17 protein-coding genes are annotated in these 18,095 nt (G+C 38.7%); 14 read left to right on the forward strand and 3 right to left on the reverse strand.

Features of this window, described 5'->3' with window-relative positions; all coding sequences use genetic code 11:
• Nucleotides 1–62: 62 nt before the first annotated feature.
• The 3 genes from AC5KOD_RS11950 to AC5KOD_RS11960 form a co-directional block, all read right to left on the reverse strand.
• On the reverse strand, nucleotides 63–629 hold the full coding sequence (locus AC5KOD_RS11950; RefSeq protein WP_496914795.1) for a recombinase family protein: 567 nt from the start codon (nucleotides 627–629) through the stop codon (nucleotides 63–65).
• Nucleotides 630–722: 93 nt separating this feature from the next.
• Nucleotides 723–1,301, reverse strand: a complete 579-nt coding sequence (locus AC5KOD_RS11955) for a recombinase family protein (RefSeq protein ID WP_496914796.1) — start codon at nucleotides 1,299–1,301, stop codon at nucleotides 723–725.
• A gap of 125 nt (nucleotides 1,302–1,426) precedes the next feature.
• The gene (locus AC5KOD_RS11960; protein WP_496914797.1) at nucleotides 1,427–1,996 is read right to left on the reverse strand and encodes a recombinase family protein; all 570 of its coding nucleotides are present in this window, start codon (nucleotides 1,994–1,996) and stop codon (nucleotides 1,427–1,429) included.
• A gap of 555 nt (nucleotides 1,997–2,551) precedes the next feature.
• Between AC5KOD_RS11960 and AC5KOD_RS11965 the strand changes: the two genes are divergently transcribed.
• The 14 genes from AC5KOD_RS11965 to AC5KOD_RS12030 all read left to right on the forward strand — a co-directional run bounded on the left by AC5KOD_RS11965 (nucleotide 2,552) and on the right by AC5KOD_RS12030 (nucleotide 17,213).
• Nucleotides 2,552–3,088 carry a recombinase family protein gene (locus AC5KOD_RS11965; RefSeq protein ID WP_496914798.1) on the forward strand — a complete coding sequence of 179 codons (537 nt, stop codon included), beginning with the start codon at nucleotides 2,552–2,554 and terminating at the stop codon, nucleotides 3,086–3,088.
• Nucleotides 3,089–3,130: 42 nt separating this feature from the next.
• Nucleotides 3,131–3,814, forward strand: a complete 684-nt coding sequence (locus AC5KOD_RS11970) for a signal peptidase I (RefSeq protein ID WP_496914799.1) — start codon at nucleotides 3,131–3,133, stop codon at nucleotides 3,812–3,814.
• 90 nt (nucleotides 3,815–3,904) lie between these two features.
• Nucleotides 3,905–5,104: a hypothetical protein gene (locus AC5KOD_RS11975; protein WP_496914800.1), complete on the forward strand. Its 1,200-nt coding sequence runs from the start codon at nucleotides 3,905–3,907 to the stop codon at nucleotides 5,102–5,104.
• Nucleotides 5,105–5,222: 118 nt separating this feature from the next.
• On the forward strand, nucleotides 5,223–5,915 hold the full coding sequence (locus AC5KOD_RS11980) for a hypothetical protein (RefSeq protein WP_496914801.1): 693 nt from the start codon (nucleotides 5,223–5,225) through the stop codon (nucleotides 5,913–5,915).
• Nucleotides 5,916–5,929: 14 nt separating this feature from the next.
• A complete protein-coding gene (locus AC5KOD_RS11985; protein WP_496914812.1) occupies nucleotides 5,930–6,751 on the forward strand; it encodes a BsaA family SipW-dependent biofilm matrix protein in 822 nt (273 codons plus the stop codon).
• 14 nt (nucleotides 6,752–6,765) lie between these two features.
• Nucleotides 6,766–7,353 carry a hypothetical protein gene (locus AC5KOD_RS11990; RefSeq protein WP_496914802.1) on the forward strand — a complete coding sequence of 196 codons (588 nt, stop codon included), beginning with the start codon at nucleotides 6,766–6,768 and terminating at the stop codon, nucleotides 7,351–7,353.
• Nucleotides 7,354–7,369: 16 nt separating this feature from the next.
• Entirely contained in the window at nucleotides 7,370–7,588 is a 219-nt protein-coding gene (locus AC5KOD_RS11995) for a hypothetical protein (RefSeq protein WP_496914803.1), read from the forward strand.
• A gap of 13 nt (nucleotides 7,589–7,601) precedes the next feature.
• On the forward strand, nucleotides 7,602–12,362 hold the full coding sequence (locus AC5KOD_RS12000) for an isopeptide-forming domain-containing fimbrial protein (RefSeq protein ID WP_496914804.1): 4,761 nt from the start codon (nucleotides 7,602–7,604) through the stop codon (nucleotides 12,360–12,362).
• A 98-nt stretch (nucleotides 12,363–12,460) separates the two neighbouring features.
• Complete coding sequence (locus AC5KOD_RS12005) at nucleotides 12,461–13,180, forward strand: recombinase family protein (protein ID WP_496914805.1); 720 nt, start codon at nucleotides 12,461–12,463, stop codon at nucleotides 13,178–13,180.
• A 38-nt stretch (nucleotides 13,181–13,218) separates the two neighbouring features.
• On the forward strand, nucleotides 13,219–13,569 hold the full coding sequence (locus AC5KOD_RS12010) for a hypothetical protein (protein ID WP_496914806.1): 351 nt from the start codon (nucleotides 13,219–13,221) through the stop codon (nucleotides 13,567–13,569).
• A gap of 44 nt (nucleotides 13,570–13,613) precedes the next feature.
• A complete protein-coding gene (locus AC5KOD_RS12015; RefSeq protein ID WP_496914807.1) occupies nucleotides 13,614–14,141 on the forward strand; it encodes a hypothetical protein in 528 nt (175 codons plus the stop codon).
• A 20-nt stretch (nucleotides 14,142–14,161) separates the two neighbouring features.
• Entirely contained in the window at nucleotides 14,162–14,476 is a 315-nt protein-coding gene (locus AC5KOD_RS12020; protein ID WP_496914808.1) for a recombinase family protein, read from the forward strand.
• A 77-nt stretch (nucleotides 14,477–14,553) separates the two neighbouring features.
• A complete protein-coding gene (locus tag AC5KOD_RS12025; protein ID WP_496914809.1) occupies nucleotides 14,554–15,129 on the forward strand; it encodes a hypothetical protein in 576 nt (191 codons plus the stop codon).
• Between the two features lie 884 nt (nucleotides 15,130–16,013).
• Nucleotides 16,014–17,213, forward strand: a complete 1,200-nt coding sequence (locus AC5KOD_RS12030; protein ID WP_496914810.1) for a YdcF family protein — start codon at nucleotides 16,014–16,016, stop codon at nucleotides 17,211–17,213.
• The last annotated feature ends 882 nt before the right edge of the window (nucleotides 17,214–18,095 follow it).

Genomic DNA, 18,095 nt, shown 5'->3' on the forward strand with positions numbered 1-18,095 from the left:
GCTAGTTTTTTAGTTCCACAAAAGTAATTAGGAGAGATGAATAGTTGTTCCTTTTAATGGTTTTAAGAGGATGATCTTCGCCAAAATTGCTTATTTTCCTCTAAATGGTGATAAATAGTAGAAACAGAAAGGCAACACTGATGGGCAATATCTCTTACTGATAAGTCTGTGTGTTGGCATAGGTAGAGAGCGTGAGCAATCTGTTCAGATTGTTGACTAGAATCTAATGTCGTTCCTTTTTTTAGGGGTGAATGTCCGCCGTTTGTGGTGTTCTCTGTCGACAAAAAAGACTCCAATTCAATGAAACTATTCATGGCTGACGAGAAAGCAGTTTTCATTGGAAGTGAGGTATCAATATTTTCTTGCATACTTACAAAAGTAATTTGCCGATGAGAAAACTGTTCTACTAGCTGTAATAGTTGAGGAATTCTCCGATTTAGTCGATCAAGTGATGTGATGACGAAAGTATCACCTGTTCGTAAATGTTGAAGAGCGTTTTCCAATTCAGTTTGTTGAGAGGTTCCATAGTCTTTGAACAAGACGTCAATCCCATATGCGGTTAAAAAAGACTCTTGTGAGTCGAAGAGTGATTGGGTTGAAGTTGTACGCATATAACCAATGACTGTCATAATTTTTCTCCTTTTCAGCAAGTTCAGAATATTAAGCTAGTTGTTAATAAATTAGAGGTTTTTTATATGGTTCGGTCAAATTCGCCCATTAATTTATGCTGTAGAGGCAGCTCTGAGAGTAATCTTCCTTTTATCTAAATGGCGGTAAAGTGTAGTAGAAGAAATAGAGGTTCTTTCAATAATTTCATTAATCGAAAGATCTGTAGTAAGGTATAAATCAATTGCCTCATCAATATTATTAGTTAATACTGGACGTCCTAATTGTACACCGTTAGTTTTTGCAACAGATAAGCCCGCTAAAACTCGTTCTTTTATGAGGGCTGCTTCCATTTCAGCAAAGGCGCCCATGATGGTAAAGACTAGTTTTCCCATAGGAGTTGAGGTATCAATGTTATTATCAATACTAATAAAGTTGATCTTTCTCTTTTCGAATAAATCAAGCAATTTTAATAGGTGCTGTGTACTTCTTGCGAGACGATCCAATTTAGTAATAACTAAAGTATCACCTGGTACCAAGTTTTTCAGCATTTCTTCTAATACTGCACGATCTTGCTTTTTTCCACTTTTGTACTCTTTGTAGATAAAGTCTACCCCATAAGCTTCTAATACCTCTAGTTGAGAATCTAATTTTTGATGTGTGGTACTAACACGAGCGTATCCAACAATTGCCATTCTGCTTCCTCCTTGATTAATAATATAAATTTATTATAGCAGAGAGAGTGCCCCCTTTTTTTTAGAAGAATTGTCATAAAAAGTGACAATTCTTCAAAAGGGACATTTAATAGGAAGGAAGTCGTTTATTTTTGTCGGAGTGGAATGGATTGTTGTCTTAAATGGTAATAAATATTTGTGACTGAGATATCACAAAGAGAGGCGATTTCATTGACAGGTAGCTTAGTCGATTGATACATCTTAAGTGCTCGATCCACTTGTTTTTTTCTCATCGGCCGGCCGAGTTGTTGCCCATTTTCTTTGGCGGCATCTAAGCCAGCCAGGACACGTTCTCGAATTAATTCGGCCTCCATTTCAGCAAAGGCACTCATGATAGTGAAAAAAAAGCGACCCATGGGAGTAGAGGTATCGATATTGTTTTGAATGCTGACAAAGTTTATCTGTTGTTGACCAAACCACTCAACAAGGGTTAGTAATTGTTTGGTGGATCGAGCAAGTCGATCCAATTTGAAAATAACAAAGGTATCGCCTGGTTTAAGCGCTGAAAGCGCCCGATCTAGTTCAGTCCGCTCTTGTTTTCTCCCACTTTCGTGTTCTTTAAATAGAACATCAACGCCATAATTGTCAATGGCACGTAGTTGTGAATCAAATTTTTGTTGATGAGTACTCACACGCATATAACCGATAGTTGTCATAGTAAAAACTCCTTAAAAAGAATAGTAAGTGTTTATTAAATGGATGCTAAACAAAAATAGATACTAATGGGAAACAAGTCATGTGTTTCTTTTTTTGTGAAGAAGCGCCAGTTATATTAAGAGTGGAAATAAAGGACATAATAAAAACAAATAAATTATGAACGGGTTTATTCCTTTTAAATCGGGCTTTTCTCCCTGTTTATAGAATAAGATAACATGTTCAAAAAAAAGCGTTAAATTTTTGTTGACATCATTATAGGATTACTATAAACTATAGTTTTTGAAAATCGGAATAAATGGACGTTATAAAAATATTTTTAGAAGGTAAAAGCCCACAACAGTGGGATTTATCTTTTAGAAATATTTTTTTTTTAGCGTTTTTGTTGTGTTTCCCACTAACTATAGTTTTTGGGAATCAAGCAAGTCGTTAAAAGTGAGAGGTATGAAGGTGTTTCATTGAGGAAGAAAACTTAATTATTATCTGAGTAATGTAAAAGAGTGGCAGTGATAACACCTCCAAAAAAAAGGGGGTAAATGAGAAGGAGGGATCAAGTTATGGCGACCTATGCCTATATTAGGAAGGGTTATCCGATGGATACGATTCAACAATTAAAATGTGTGACAGCTTATGAATGTTCAGAAGTGTTTATTGAAGATAAAGACGTCACAGTGGATCAAGAGTTAGACCGAATGGTGACTGTTTTAGAAAGGAATGACCAAGTGATAGTCAGCGATTTACGAGTTTTTGCACAAAATGGCAATGGCTTCAAAGTGTTGCTACAGGAGTTTCAACGCCTGTCTGTTCGCTTAGTTAGTGTTGCGAACGAGATTGATACTCAGGATTCTGTTCAGTTTTATTCAGATGTAATTAAAGTGTTGGAGATGGAAGAGAGGCACCGTCATTTTCAAGTGAAGGAAGGCATTGAACGGGCCCGAATTCAAGGGCGAATAACTGGTCGACCTCGAATTGAATCGAGTGTCGTGAATCAAATGATGGTTCTGTTTAGAAAAGGAAAGTCGATGCGTGAAATAGCAGATATTTGTGAGGTCTCGTTAGGGACGGTTCACAAATATGTTTCCCAACAGGCGTAAGGCAAGAAAGGCTATGCTATAGAATGAGGTGGAAAGAAGGATTTGGAACATAAAAAAAGGCGGTCATCAAGTTCGACAAAGGGTGGGCGCTCACGACGTTCAAGGGAATTAGAGTCCGTTAAAAGGAAGCGGAAGCGGACAGCAACGGTGTCAACCAAACAGCCTAATGTAGGGAAAAAAATAATTCTAGCAACACTTAATGTGATTTATTATGTGGTTATCATTAGTATCTTAGTGTTTTCAACGTTGTTTGTCGTCAATAAGGATTCGAATAAATCCTACTTTGGTTACCGATTTTACAATGTATTGACCAATTCGATGGTACCACAAAAAGACTCACCTCCAGGTGGATTTAAAGCGGGTGACATTACCGTAGTCAAAATGATGGACGGAAAAGACGCAGAAATAGGCGATATCTTAACTTTCACAGCAGGAGAGGGTGGTAAATCCTTTTTGACCCATAGACTGGTTGAGAAATTAACAGAGCTTAGTGGTAAAGAAGGCGATTATATTATCACACGAGGCGATGCTAATGAGGCGGATGATCCGCCGATTCCAGCAGACCGAGTGGTTGGTAAGGTGGTCTATGTTATCCCAAATGTGGGGCTTGTCCTCGAGTTTATTCGTAGTAATTTTATAGTGAGTGTGGTTTTTGTTTTATCAATCTTTGGTTTCTTATTTGTTATTCGTTTTTACTTTACTAGCCCCGTGTTAGCAAGTAAATAGTGAAATAGAGACCCAATTACAATTAATAGTGGTATGTTCTCTTTTTAAAAGAGTTAATATATAAAAAAACATAGGAGGTTTTCTTTAACCATGAAGAAAATGAAAGCAAGTAAAAAAAGAAAAATGACCATGGGCGTTGCAGCAGCATGTTTATTAGCAGCAGCTCTAAGTGGGACGTTTGCTTGGACCAAGTATAACGACGAACGGATTAACCGATTCAAAACAGAAGGTTTAGCAGATGGAACGGTTTCACTATGGGAGAACTTTACACCTGTAGAAACCTGGCCGGCAGGAACGGATCAGGTCAAAGAAGTAGCTGTACAAAATACCGGGAAACAAGATGTATTTGCTCGCGTATCATACGAAGAAGTCTTAGAAGCGTATAGCAATGGTGGAAAGCAACAAGATTCAGCGACGCCAACAATTGATAATCCATCCGCTGCAACTCCGAAAGTGTATCCAGTCGAATTTGGAACTTCTACGGTAACAGGTGGAACATGGAACACGATTCCCAATGCGAATGTTACAGTGGCTGGTGGCGGAGCAGTTCCAGCTAATTTAAAAATTGCACGTTCAGAGTCTGTCAACCAAGGAAAAGTGGTCGGGGAATACGTGGTGTATTACGAGTATCAAGATGCTGGGGAAACAAAGTATCAAAAAGCAACAGCAACTGTTGCAGGGATTAGTGTTGTAGCAGCTAACGATCCAAGTAATACGTATGAAATCTCAGATTTGTTGTTCTACTCATATGCTGGAAGAGATAGAATTGCCAAAGACTGGGCAGACAATGAAAATAGTTTGTTTGCCACCACAGGAACCAAACATGGTGTCGCGTATGATTACACAGATTTAACAGGGATTGCTGTTCAACCATCTGATACGACGAACTATCCAATGGCTAAACCAACATTAGTTAACTCTAAGATGGTGGGGAATGTTCAAGCAGATTATGATTTGGCAGCCGGCAAAAAAATTACGATTAACTATAATACGGCGGCAATTGCTTCAGATATGGATCCGGCAACAACCAGTAAAGGCAAATGGTTCTACAATGAAGAAGATGGCTATTTCTACTATGTTGGTAAATTAGCCGCGTCAAATACAACGGCGACATTAATCGAGAGCCTATCTTTAGATGGATCAGCTGATGAGACATACTCAGGTATTGTGTATGACCTAAACGTTGAGTTGAACGCGATTGCGAATATTAAAGCAGCGATTACAGATGAGTGGGGCTATGCACCAGGTACAATGGTTTACGACATGTTGTCTAAAGAAGCAGCATTCTAATACCTACTAATAAACATAACTAATATCTTATTTTCTGACAAACAAGATAGGGACCGTTCAATTAGAATGGTTCCTTTCTAAAATAAGTGCTTAAACTTGAAAGGGAGCAGTAAAAAGAATGAACAAACAAACGAAATGGATAGTTGGGGTGGTCTGTCTCTTAGGACTTTTCTTTTTTAGCACACGCGTATCTGGTGAGGAGCTCCCTGAAGGTTTAATCATTGGTGATAATGAGGGCGTTTTTGTGCAAGATGACGGGGAATACTTTGTTGATATTGTTGACATGAAACAAGGCGTGCCTTATACCAAAGACATCAAAATTCTCAATACCGTAGAAGGTGACCCATTTAAATTATCAGTGATCAGTCGACTAGACAAACAAATAGGAGAACTGGCGTTGGCAAATGAAATAGAGGTTGAGATTACAAGTGGCGAGACTTCTCTCTACAAGGGAACTTTGCTTGGAAATGAGGAGCTAGATTGGGGAAAGACTCCCTTAAGTTTAGGCAGTGTAGCGTATGGAAAAGAGCTTGTTATCAAAGCGACGTTTTTACTACCAGGCACGGTTGATCAAGAGGCATTAAAAGGCGTTAATGAAGCCTTGATTGCATGGGATTTTATAGCAGAACGAGACATGGTAACTCCAACTTCTAAGCCCAAACCGACTCCTAAACCAAAACCTGGTCTATTACCTCAGACAGGAGAAGACTGGAAAAACTTCTTGTACCGAGTATGTGCAGGCTTGTTTTTAATAACAGTCGTGTTATTGATACAAAAGAAACGAAAAGATGATAAAAAAATCAAGGAATAGGAAGGGTGGCAAAGATGAGAACTCGTGGATCAAAGAAACAACAGCGACGCTTCAAAGGGTTGATGGCCATCCTGACCTTAGCGTATGGGATCGTGATGGTAATCGGTAGTACATATGCGTGGTATACCACGGCGGATGAAAAGGTCAATCGATTTAAAACGACCCGATTAGAAATGGTATTTACCGGGTATTTAGGGACGCAAGCAGAGTGGCGACCTAATTCAACAGTGAAACGAGATGTCGCAGTAGCAAACTTAGCCGATTCCCCTGGTATCGTGCGAGTCTCCTTAGAGGAGCTATTGTTGACATTTGAAATAGACAGTGAGGATCAACTAGGAAATGGGCATGTCAAGGAATATACCAGCAGTACCACGGCGATTGATAGCGAGGATACAAGTACCTGGGTGGTCGGCAATACCTTTAAGCTCTCAACAGGGACACACTATTATAAAGCCGAAGCGGTACATCGGGCTAACCTTGCCTATGATCAATTGGCTAACCGCAATGACTATTTGAGAGCCATCGCTATTAGTTTTAATGACACACACATAAAGGAAAGCTTGCCGATCAGTTCTGATCCAATCCAAACAGATTATTGGTTATATGAGGACGGCTACTTCTATTACTCAGAAGTTATCCCGGCAGGAGAAAAGACCGAGCTATTGGTTATATCAACGACATTGAATGCAGAAGCACCGAATAATCTAAAAGCGGGTTTGTATCAAATTAAAGGTGAGCTAGTGGGTTATACACAATCAAAGGCAGCGCTAGTAGACGGCTGGGGATTAAGTCAAACGAGTAAAGCGTATCAAATGCTTGAGGCCAAGCTTTACTAGAAAAGGGGGAAACAATGAAAAAGAAAATATGTGCACTTGTGTTATCAATTGGTGTTTCTCTTCTCATGATTAGCCAGAGTATTCCCTCAACAGGTGCGGATTTTACGAGTAAGGATAAAGCAGAGCTTCAGCATGCTATCGGTAATCTGAGTGTCTCTGTGACGGATAAAGAAGCGGTGACGGCTATCGAAGTGAAAGAAGAAGTCAAGCGACCAATATCAGTGACAAACACGGGTGAGGTCAATCAGATGGTTCGACTGTTTGTTCAGCCAGTCTATGTGTCAAACAAGGGACTTCATGAGGCCCTCTCAACCGATGAGTTGGTACAAGATCTGAACACAACAGAATGGAAAAAAGGGGAAGACGGCTTTTATTATTACCTTGGGAAACTAGCGGCGGGGAAAGAAACCCCAGCTCTATTTACGAAGATTAGCGTACCAGAGAGTGTGAGTGAAGGAAAGCTGACTTTAAACATCAAAGCAGAAGTATCCGTTGCGAATAAGGTATCTTACCAAAAGGCATGGTGGCAAGGAGTCGCCCCAGAGGCATCAGATACAGAGTTAGTGGCAATCGATGGAAAGCTGACGGCCCTAGCAGACTAAAAAAGGGAGACACAACATGACGAAACCGAAAAAAAAATTAACTCTAATGACTAAAGCTCTCCTCTTTTTAAGTGTGGGAGCATTGGGCGTTGGGCTAATTATGTGGGGAATCTTAGGTAATAAAGATACCTCTCAGAAAAAAGAGAAGCAAGTAAATAAAGAAGTGACACAAAAGAACCCATCAAAAACAGTCAAACGGTCTTCTAATGAGACCGTAATTACTATCAAAGAGTAGGAGGTAGCCAGATATGAAGTTAAGAAGAAACGTTTCGTTAAAAAAACTATTGATAGCTGTGCTAAGTCTCTTACTTGTGGGAGCCTCGGCGCTGATTATAACCAAACAGGCGGAGCGAATTAAAGCAGCAACTGTTGCCCAGATTGCAGAAGATATCCAAATATATAGTCTTACTCTTCAATCAGTGAAGACAGGAAGTGGGACCTTCGATGCAGATGATGCACCCGGCCATGACAGCAGTCCAGATAATGATATTGTCAGAAGTAATGATAGTGCAACGTACAATTATAGTGTTAGTACCAATACGTTATCGGGAGCTTCGTATTCAAAGGTAAGGCTTAGGGTGGTACTGGAATATCCGGATGCTTATTTTGATGGTCGTAAAATCGTAGGGGGGTATCAACAAAGACCAAATCCTGACCCTACCTCACTTGGATCTTATTCAGATTTTGAGGTATCTAATACAGGATTAGATACAAATAAAAGTATTATGATTACTTTTCCATGGGCACCTCAAGGGAAAACGTTACAGCCACAATTGAGAATTGCGGTTATAGGGGCAGATGGTATAAATATACCAGAGGCTCAATGGCGATGGAAGAGCATTGAAGAAGCGAAAATGCCGTCTATTACGACTAGTGCAAAAGTTGATTTGAAGCCGATGGTAGGAGTTAATACCTCAGCTGGTTTTGAGTCCTCGTTTCAGAAAATTGCTAAGATTAATGACCCTCTTGATCCATATTATGGTGGTCGAATAAAAGAAATGGCAGCAGGGATTGCATTGAATAAATATAATCCAGGAGCATATGCTGATTACTATATAGGTCGAACATTTCCAAAGAAAACCGATAAAGGCTATAACGAGGTTAAGGTCTATGTCTCGACTAACGTGGAAAATGCGAATGGACCTGTACCTAATATTCAAAAGCCTTATCGAGTTGGGATAGCGGGAGTTAGCTATGATTCAGCTACAGAATTTGACTCTTATAAGTGGGAGTCAGATGGGGTGACGCCAAAGGATGTTCAGTTTGCTAAAAATGGTAATCCAATCTATACCCCTACTACATCAACTGCGGGTTTAGCAGCCTTTAAAAACACGTATTATGATACGCCAGAGGTGACCGATTTAGGGAATGGCAAGTATGTTTTTACTTTTAAGGTAAAAGAATGGAGCACACAAGGTCTGGGAACATGGCAACCTGTTGGAATCGTCAATGCAGGGATTATGATGTATAGCCCAGTAGATAATTTAGCCGATTATCTTAAACAACATATTACAGTTGAGAAGTTTACCGTAGAGGATGGTGACAGTGTTATCACTAATAATGGTAACACTGTTACAGCTAATTGGACGTATACCCCGCCGGTCCGAGGAGATGCACGTTTAGCGTACAATACGACATTTCCAGTAAATGAGCGGGCTAAGAATTTAAATTTGATGGCAGTTTCTCCAAATATTTATGGTTTAAGTGTTACACGTAGTGCTTCCAATGTGGTAGACCCTCACTTTTTAACTAAATTTACAGGGGGGCTTGTAACTGCTATACAGGCTACGCCAGTTTCTTACACAGATGGTTTGACTACCACGACGAGTAAAACGAAGTACGGGGTGCTGAAAGCCACTCATGGTGGGGATTACTCGCCAGAAAAGTTGCGAGCGTATATGGAGGAGGATTATCTTTGGTACGATACCGTTGCCGAAGCTAATACAAATGGTGGTGTGGACTCTGTTCTACAATATTTTGATAATGGAGAGTGGGTTGAAGGGGCTCTTAGTGGTGGTACACTTAGCTTTTCCCTGAATCTAGATGCAATAGGTGGATATTCCAAAGATGGTTATCGTTTCACTTCAGCTAACTACGCGTATGCGTACAAAGATGAAGCGAAAACGGCTAAAATTGCAACGATTGAGGACGTGACACAACCTGGGACCTTCCAAGCGCCAGATCTACTTTTAGGAAAAATAGATGGTTTAGGCGGTCAATTTTCAATAGATCCTACCTATCCTTATATTAAAGGTGATGGGTATCAAGACCATGTCTATCTAATAGGACGAGTTAATACTATCGCTATGGGGCTGAATAATGCTAATTCCGGTGGAAAATATGCTCCAAATTATAACAAGCCAATAGTTAATGTCTATAATATGGTAAGAGAAGTAAGTGATGAACCTTTGATGATGGATTATAAGCTTATTTTACCTAAGGGAGTTACATGGGATGAAAGTAGAGGAATAGTTCCTGTAAAGGGGTCAGATCAAGCTTTGATTAGCGATTTGACTTATCAAGTGACGGTTGATCCAGTCTCAGAGGAAACGACCATCACCTGGACTGCTAAATCCACCCGACCTGCGACAGCTCCAAAAGGAACTATCGTGACGAGTAATTTTAATTTATATACGGAGATTGATGAATCCAAATTAACGTTTATAAATGCTACTGAGCCTTATTCAAGATTGAATGTTCGCTATGAGTCTAAGTTAAGTGACGAGACCCTCCAAGTTTATTATCCCTCTGGAACAAGTATGTCTGTGGGTCGTGATTATGTTATACAAAAGGAGTGGGGGATCAAGAAGAGTGCGAGTGCCGCTTATATCGAACCAGATACGACCTTTCAATACAAGCTGTATTCTGACGTTCGAACAGATAAAAATATTGAGAATTTGAAAATATTGGATGTGCTTCCTAAAAGTGGTGATGATTTAGGAAATAACTATGCAGGTAGCTATAAAGTGAATTCGTTAGTTATTGCACGACCCAATGATGAGGTGTATTACACGAATCAAGCTGTAGCAAGAAATACTAACCCTAATTCTATTAATTTAAATTCGGGCTGGACTAAGTATACGAGCGGAGCTTTACCCGAAGATACAACAGCGATTATTTTATGGGCAAGAGACCCAATTTCAAGCTGGATTACAGGTGGCGATCAAGCAGAGGTGACCTTAAATATTAAGACCTCAGGCAATGTTGGGGAAAATCATTATTTAAACCGAGCAACAGGTAATTCTTCTGAAAATAATTTGGTAACAAGTGATGGTATTTCGGCTGATGTGGTTAACCGCAGCGTTGAAGGATTAGCTTGGTTTGATTCTAATTATGATGGTCTTCGACAAACATCAGAACCGATTCATGCAGGTGTTCCTGTGAAGCTCTATCAACGTTTAGCTGATGGGTCGCTTAGTGAAGTGACAGAGAATCTGATTGGAGATAGCTTAGTAGGGAAAACTACCGGAGTGGATGGCAAATATAGGTTTGATAATTTAGCTGCTGGGACTTATGTTGTCGGCTTTAATATTAAAGATCAGTTAGATAATGGCTATTTCATTACTAAAGAAGACACAGATCCACTCACTTCAGAAGCTATAACAAATAAGGTGTCAGCAAGTCGCCAAGAAGGTCAATATTATTTAAGTGGTGACTATGAGCATGCAGAAATAGATGCTATTACAGAAGTTGCTCCTACGCTACCAAATGTCAATCTAGGTCTGACTCACAGTACGAATCTAGTAGTAGAAAAAAAAGTGCTTAACAGTAAAGGCAATGATATTAATCAACAGGATGTCGCTGTCGGGGATCGAATCACGTACCAAATTCTAGTGAAAAATACCCAAGAACATTCTATTGTGAAGGATATTGTAGTAACAGATACATTGGCCGATGGTTTGACATTCGTTTTAGGGAGCCTGAAGTTGAAACAAGTTAATGGCACAACTGTGTCATTGGCTGATACGGAGTTTATGAGTGGTGTCTTGACCACCAATGTCGGGAATTTGATTGGTCCAGATGAGAGCGTGATGGTGGAGTTCAAGGTAGATATTCAACCGGACGCTTCAGGCAAGATTATTAATATTGCCCATGCAGAAGGTAAGACCATTGAAGATTCGGGTGGAAAAGAGTCTGATGTGTCTAATGAAGTACCAGCTAAACCAGATTTAACCAAGGTAGCAACGCCAACAACAGCTAATTACGGCGATGAGATACTTTATACGTTGACGGCGAAAAACTTAGCCGGTGGTGGCCAAATCAGCTCAGGTGTTTTAACCGATACCTTACCGACTGAGTTGGAATACATCAGTGGATCCTTAATCATTGGAGGAACTCCTGTTACAGTGGCAGATGAAACAACCTATTGGTCTGGAAAGACTTTGACAGTCAATTATGCCAATCAGCAGGAGACAGAAAGTGTGACGGTTAACTTTAAAGCGAAAATCGTCAAGACGCCAGAGGAGAATGTGATCACTAATCGGGCTAAGATTACAGTGCAAGATTTCCTAGATCCTGATAAGGAAAAAGAAGCTGAGGCAGATGTAACCCTTAAAACAACAGGGCTTCATGTGAGACAAGTTATTTTACAGCCAGTAGATGGGTTGGTTGTACCGAAGGTTGGCTATGTTGATATTGGCTTACCGCAAAGCAAAAAAATTAATGGCACAGCTCCGTCAACCACGATCGATACAGCAAGTGAGATTAAAGCAACGTTGTTTGAGACGATTAACTTTAGATTAGAAGAGACGACGAAAGTGGCGGTCGATTACATGATCCCAGATTATTATGAATACGTAGGATATGTTAAATCAACAGATGAGACAAAATTAAGCCAAGAACATCTATCTAGCAAACATGTCACAGGTAACATTGAGTTGGACTATAGCGGATTGTCAGATTATTGGGTGACGATTTATTTGAAACCAACCGTTGCTAAACGAACTGACTTAAGTTTTTATGGGTGGAATTATGGCAATACAACTCCATATGACGTGACACATCCGTAATGGAAGCTTCCCTTCTTATTTGAAGTTAGTACTTTTTAGTAAGAAGGGAGCTTTTTTGAGGCTAACAAGCTAAAAAAGTAGGAAGGAGGTAGACACAGATGAAAGTAGGATATGCAAGGCGCCTAACTAAAAAAGAGGATGTCTCGCGCTACTTCAAGCAACTAGAGAGCTACGAAGTTGAGGAGCTTTTTAGCGATTCCAGCGCTGTTGAAGAGACAGTGACAAATGAACACAGTCAATTAAGTGAAGCGCTGAGTTTTTTGGAAGTGGGAGACACGTTTATCATTCCATCTTTGGAGCATATTAGTCGTAACTATGCCTTATTAGTAGACATTCTTAAACAGTTAAAAAAACAAAAAGTTAAATTGATAGTTATTGCATCGCCAGAAGTGACCTTAAAAGATTGGTTGATTCCCTTAGATTGGGTACAGAGGAACGAAGAGGCATTTCACTCAAAACTAAAGGTGGTGTCAATAGGAAGAGAGTCAGTCAATGAAGCAACGAAATACCGTTTTTGGTCGTCTAATTTAGAAGGACGTTCGATCCATCGGCAAATTGTCGGCAGGGTGTTGCAGCATCATTCCTTAAGAAAAATCGCCAAAGAAATGGGCGTGTCAAAGGCGACCGTCTTTCGGATAAAAAAGCAAGTGGATCAGGTGAAACGTACCTTGTCATTGGTCGCCATCTTTTTCATTACGGTAATGTGTTTAAAATTGGCGCAGAACTATACGGAGAATGTGGTGGTCCAGTTGATTATTTGTGGCATTGCCACCTTGTTAATTGTGTATTTCTCTTACATGGATTCTAAAGGCGATTAATTCAAGGGAAATAACGAGAAGAAAGGAAGCCAGAGATCATGGTAAAAATAAAACTGACCATGGATGAGTATCGAACCATGCAGCAATCAGTGGAAACTTTAGCATGGGTTTGGGATCGGTATATACATGAGTATCCTGATGGTTGGTATCATTTCAAGTATCAATCGGAGTTAAGACATTTTTTAGAACATGATGAAGGAAAATCGTTACTCAACCAGGTGACACGAACATTTTTCAAGAAGCGAGTCAAGATGTCACGTGAGGTATACGGTGAATTGACTAACTGGGCGACTATTAGTGATCAGCTTCAAGATGTACTGGCTCATCCTCCTTATGGGAGTGTTTCATTTACCAGTCAATCATTAGCGAAAATACCATCTATTGAGTAAAATTACCCAGCGAATCTAAGTCTGGTTGAAGTGAGGAATAGAGGATGATTATTGGATACACGGCAAATTATGAGGAAGAGTACCTTAGGTTAAAAGAAGAGGGAGGATGTGAGTTGGTCTTTGAAGCCAAAGGCGCTACTAGTCCTCTCTTACTAAAGCAATGCGAAACATTTTTATTGTCCCATAGATCCGATCAGGTGGTGTTGGTAGATAGCACGAGTATTGGACTACCTATCAGTCGTTGGGAGAAGCTCGGAGAGCTGATTATGGCCCATCAAGTGGCGATTCATTTTTTAGATAAAGAGTTAAAGGGAGACCGTGAGTATGTGTCTCTATTAAAGAAATTTGGCGAAGCAGAACGACGCTTAATGACAAAACGAACGCATATTGGGCTAGATAAGGCGAAGGAGAAAGGGGTCATTGGTGGTAGACCCTGTATTGATAATGAGATCATTACCCAAATTGAGCACATGGTACATAAGGAAAGAAGGACGCTACGTGAAGTTTCTCAGCTAACAGGTGTGTCATTAGGGACAGTTCACAAATACGCAAAACTTAGAGGAGATAAGTGATTAAAAGAAGAAGGTGACTCATGGCAACATATGGGTATGTGAAACGAAAGCAGCCTTTACCGACGAATGATCAATTAAAAATCGTCTCTGATTATCAGTGTGACACGATTTTTATTGAACACTCAAGAAGGGGGAATCAAGAGGAATTTCACCGATTGATGGCGAAACTTGTACCAGGAGACACGGTAGTGATTGCAAGCCTGGAGGTGTTTGGGAGAGAAGCAGAGACGATAGCTAGTGTACTAAAGCTATTAAAACAGCAACAAGTGAAGCTGATTAGCTGGAGTACTCAACTTCACTTGAATTATTATAAACGAACATCCGGTCTTTTGTGAGTGATTACTAAGGATTAGATGTATAAAAAAGAGACGAAAATAACGATAGGTAAGACTGCCAAACAGAGGAGTGTAAGATGAAACGATTAATAGGAGTAAGTATCGGTGTATTACTTTTAGCAGGATGTGGGGCTAAAAAGAATGAGGAAGTTGAAACATTAACATCAACTAAGCAGGTGGAACAAACCAGTGAAACGAGTCAGTTAGAAACTAGCAGTAAGAACCGAAAGGAAGTCTTTGACATAGATGGTCAAACTTATTCTATGAGGGTGTCAAATGAGTTTGAGAATGTGGATGACGATGATTATCCTTTTGATATTGAAAATGAGGAAGCAGAAGTTTTTGTTGATTACTTTGATCGAGAAGGGCTTGATAGTTTTGATGAGCTTAGAGAGATTTTTTTAGAAGGATTCTTGGAAGAAATAGGTGGTGAAGAAGAGGAAGATACGGTTTCTTCAATCAATTTAGGGGGGCTGAGTGGGGAGAAGACTTCTTTTAACTTTGAAGTTGATGGTGAGCGATTTTCAGGGCGTCTTTACTTATTAGAATCAGGGAATAACTGTCTGATTATTGTAGCCACAGCAGAAGAAGCTTATCTTGAAGATGAGACTTGGCTGACATCAATGTTAGATACGTTTAAAAGTGAGGAATAATCAGTATACGTTTATTATCGTAATGAGGTAATAAGACTAATTGAGCAGCTAAGGAGCAAAAAGAGCTCATCAGATTATCACAAGTGGTTTGGTATCGTGATCTCAGTCACTTCTTTCATCATGTATATAAAAAAATATTTTGTGTGATTCCAATCTCAGCTTTGCTTATTTCAAAATTAACTCATCGTAAATAACTCTTTTTGTTAGCATCATACTGACAAAAAGAGTTATTTATGATCTGAATTCCGCTTATCTAACACGATTAAACTGTTGATAAGCGGAACGATGATGGCATCACCTTTAAAGACTTACAAACTGACAAATTCGATTAGGACACTCTAACTTAATATTTTCAGAAATATACATACATTAAAATAGAGAGTAGACATGTGATGATGATAATAGCTGTCGAAATGACTATACGCTGTCTTTTCTTCATGCTGATAATGGCTACGAATTCTCTAAGGAATGCGTTTGGTAAAAATAAAAAGCGGTATGTGCCCCTTGTCCTTCAATCCTTAAATGTGCTTTCCGCGCAATAAGGACCACCTTCATCCCAAACTCCGTTATATATTCTCTCCTACTATCTATCATAATTTGCGCAAACAAAGGCATTCTTTGTCGCTCACTCTCTTCTTGACAGTTACTTAATAAACTATTCGAGCCTTATTATAGAGTGTCCTCACTGTCACTACTTTAAATATAAGACAAACCTTATATTGTTTAAACTAATGCCTTGGTAGATATTCCTTGTGTAACGATTTAAATCAATTCTGCATCACTTTCCTTTATTAATCGACTTATCTCTGATAAACTAATTGCCGTAAACTAATCTCGTTTATTTAGTTTTCTGTTAAATTGAGTAGTAAAAAAGGAGAGTTTGAATGTCAGAGTTGTTTGTCCCTATCCTCATTTATAGTGTTGGCTTAGCTTTAATTTATGGGGTAAAACAGAAAAAATTACTACCAGATTTTTCATTTAGTTATTTAAAGTTTTCATTTGTATATTTGGCCAGTTATTTTTTATATTTAGAAATACTATCACACACGGTTTATTTTTTTATTCCAATCATTACTTTCAGCCTTTTTTTTACAAGTTATCGATTAGAAAAGAAGCGATTGATAAATGGAATGCTATTTAATATTTTTATTTTGAGTATTCTCATTTATATCTCGTTGCTATTTTTGACCACTAGAAACATTGTGACTCTAGTTATTTTAGAGATAGTTAGTGCATTCTTTATGTTCTTACTTGTTATGGGGCTCTATGTCCTCATTGGTTTCCTCTTTTGGAATGGAGTTACTGTTTTAAAAAGAGAATCTCATTCTCTTTCTAACATACTTACATTAATTCTAGCCATAGCCTTAAGTATAGGAATCATGCTCTATTCTTATTGGGCTCTTAGTCTGCCAATTTGGGCTGCTATACTAGTTAGTGGTTTGTTAGTTCTAATTGGCTATTTCTTTCTGATATTTTATAATTTCCTTACTATTTCTCTTATTTATCATGTTAATCCGATGAGATTTCCTGTCGATTTTATTGTTGTTTTAGGATCAGGCTTAATTAATGGAAAGAACGTCCCACCGTTATTAAAAAGTAGAATTGAGTTGGCTATAACTATCTATCAAACTCAAATTGATCGTGGAATGGCTGCGCCAAAACTTATCATGTCTGGTGGTCAAGGAAACGATGAAACAATTGCAGAAAGTCTTGCTATGAAGCAATTTGCAATCAAACAAGGGATACCTGAAGCCCTTATTTTAACAGACACTCAGTCTAAAAACACTTATGAAAATATGATTTTTTCAAAAAAAATAATGGACGAGGAAGCCCTCCAATTACCATATAAAGCAATTTTCACTACTAACAATTACCACGTGTTTAGGGCGGCCCTTATTGCGCGCAAAGCACATTTAAAGATTGAAGGACAAGGGGCACATACCGCTTTTTATTTTTTACCAAATGCATTCCTTAGAGAATTCGTAGCCATTGTTAGCATGAAGAAAAGACAGCATATTGTCATTTCGACAGCTATTATCATCATCACATGTCTACTCTCTGTTTTAATGTATGTATATTTCTGAAAATATTTAGTTAAGATGTCTTAATGGAATTTGCCAGTTTATAAGTCAATGATTCAATCTGGCATGTAGGGCATAAACAACTCATACGGCTCAATTTTCCATAAAAGAAATATTGACCTTCTTTTTCCTTATGGGATGTACATTGAAAATTTGGAAGCGAAAACGTCATAAAAAATCCCTCCCACATATTTTATTTACTAGTATATCAAGATTTTCAACAAAAAAGGGAAAGATCCATTTTTAAACCGCTATTGACATTAGCTTCTTTTTATTCCAACAAAGAGTCAATTGACACCAAAATTATTAGCAAAAAATTACTGTATAATTTCTTTAATATTTTTTGTGTCAATATTGTCGAAAATGACGCTCTGTTCTTCTAGGTTAGAACAAGTAACTAAGTATACATCTTCACCACTATACTCTAGATATGTCCTAGTGATGCTAGGATGAAATCATGGACACGTTTTGGTAGAATTATACCTAAGAAGAAAAGGACATGTTTCAAATGGCAAAACAACGATTTACTGAAGAGTACAAATAAACGATTGTTGACCTCTATCACGCAGGCAGCTCGGTAGAACAATTGGCAAGTGAATATGGAATGGCGTTACGGAAGCCGAGTTTCTTAAATTGAAAAAAGAAATGGCTCAACTTAAGGAGGATAATGACATCCTAAAAAAGGTCTTAACCATATTCGCAAAAAAATAGATGATAAGACATTGCTTGATACGGTTCATCATTTATCAAGAAATATGACTATTTTTAGAGCCTGCCAGCTACTTGAACTTCCCCGTTCAAGTTATTATGAAAGATTAACCCGAACTGACTCGAATCGAACAAAGGAAAATAAAAAGTTAAGCGACAGAATCTTGAGGATTTATT

The organism is Vagococcus sp. WN80Y (genome assembly GCF_059621045.1).

What these genes read in the sequence shown, in the direction of transcription:
- AC5KOD_RS11950 (WP_496914795.1), bottom strand. Translation starts at nt 629, where the DNA reads ATGACAGTCATTGGTTATATGCGTACAACTTCAACCCAATCACTCTTC.
- AC5KOD_RS11955 (WP_496914796.1), bottom strand. Translation starts at nt 1,301, where the DNA reads ATGGCAATTGTTGGATACGCTCGTGTTAGTACCACACATCAAAAATTA.
- AC5KOD_RS11960 (WP_496914797.1), bottom strand. Translation starts at nt 1,996, where the DNA reads ATGACAACTATCGGTTATATGCGTGTGAGTACTCATCAACAAAAATTT.
- AC5KOD_RS11965 (WP_496914798.1), top strand. Translation starts at nt 2,552, where the DNA reads ATGGCGACCTATGCCTATATTAGGAAGGGTTATCCGATGGATACGATT.
- AC5KOD_RS11975 (WP_496914800.1), top strand. Translation starts at nt 3,905, where the DNA reads ATGAAGAAAATGAAAGCAAGTAAAAAAAGAAAAATGACCATGGGCGTT.
- AC5KOD_RS11980 (WP_496914801.1), top strand. Translation starts at nt 5,223, where the DNA reads ATGAACAAACAAACGAAATGGATAGTTGGGGTGGTCTGTCTCTTAGGA.
- AC5KOD_RS11985 (WP_496914812.1), top strand. Translation starts at nt 5,930, where the DNA reads ATGAGAACTCGTGGATCAAAGAAACAACAGCGACGCTTCAAAGGGTTG.
- AC5KOD_RS11990 (WP_496914802.1), top strand. Translation starts at nt 6,766, where the DNA reads ATGAAAAAGAAAATATGTGCACTTGTGTTATCAATTGGTGTTTCTCTT.
- AC5KOD_RS11995 (WP_496914803.1), top strand. Translation starts at nt 7,370, where the DNA reads ATGACGAAACCGAAAAAAAAATTAACTCTAATGACTAAAGCTCTCCTC.
- AC5KOD_RS12000 (WP_496914804.1), top strand. Translation starts at nt 7,602, where the DNA reads ATGAAGTTAAGAAGAAACGTTTCGTTAAAAAAACTATTGATAGCTGTG.
- AC5KOD_RS12005 (WP_496914805.1), top strand. Translation starts at nt 12,461, where the DNA reads ATGAAAGTAGGATATGCAAGGCGCCTAACTAAAAAAGAGGATGTCTCG.
- AC5KOD_RS12010 (WP_496914806.1), top strand. Translation starts at nt 13,219, where the DNA reads ATGGTAAAAATAAAACTGACCATGGATGAGTATCGAACCATGCAGCAA.
- AC5KOD_RS12015 (WP_496914807.1), top strand. Translation starts at nt 13,614, where the DNA reads ATGATTATTGGATACACGGCAAATTATGAGGAAGAGTACCTTAGGTTA.
- AC5KOD_RS12020 (WP_496914808.1), top strand. Translation starts at nt 14,162, where the DNA reads ATGGCAACATATGGGTATGTGAAACGAAAGCAGCCTTTACCGACGAAT.
- AC5KOD_RS12025 (WP_496914809.1), top strand. Translation starts at nt 14,554, where the DNA reads ATGAAACGATTAATAGGAGTAAGTATCGGTGTATTACTTTTAGCAGGA.
- AC5KOD_RS12030 (WP_496914810.1), top strand. Translation starts at nt 16,014, where the DNA reads ATGTCAGAGTTGTTTGTCCCTATCCTCATTTATAGTGTTGGCTTAGCT.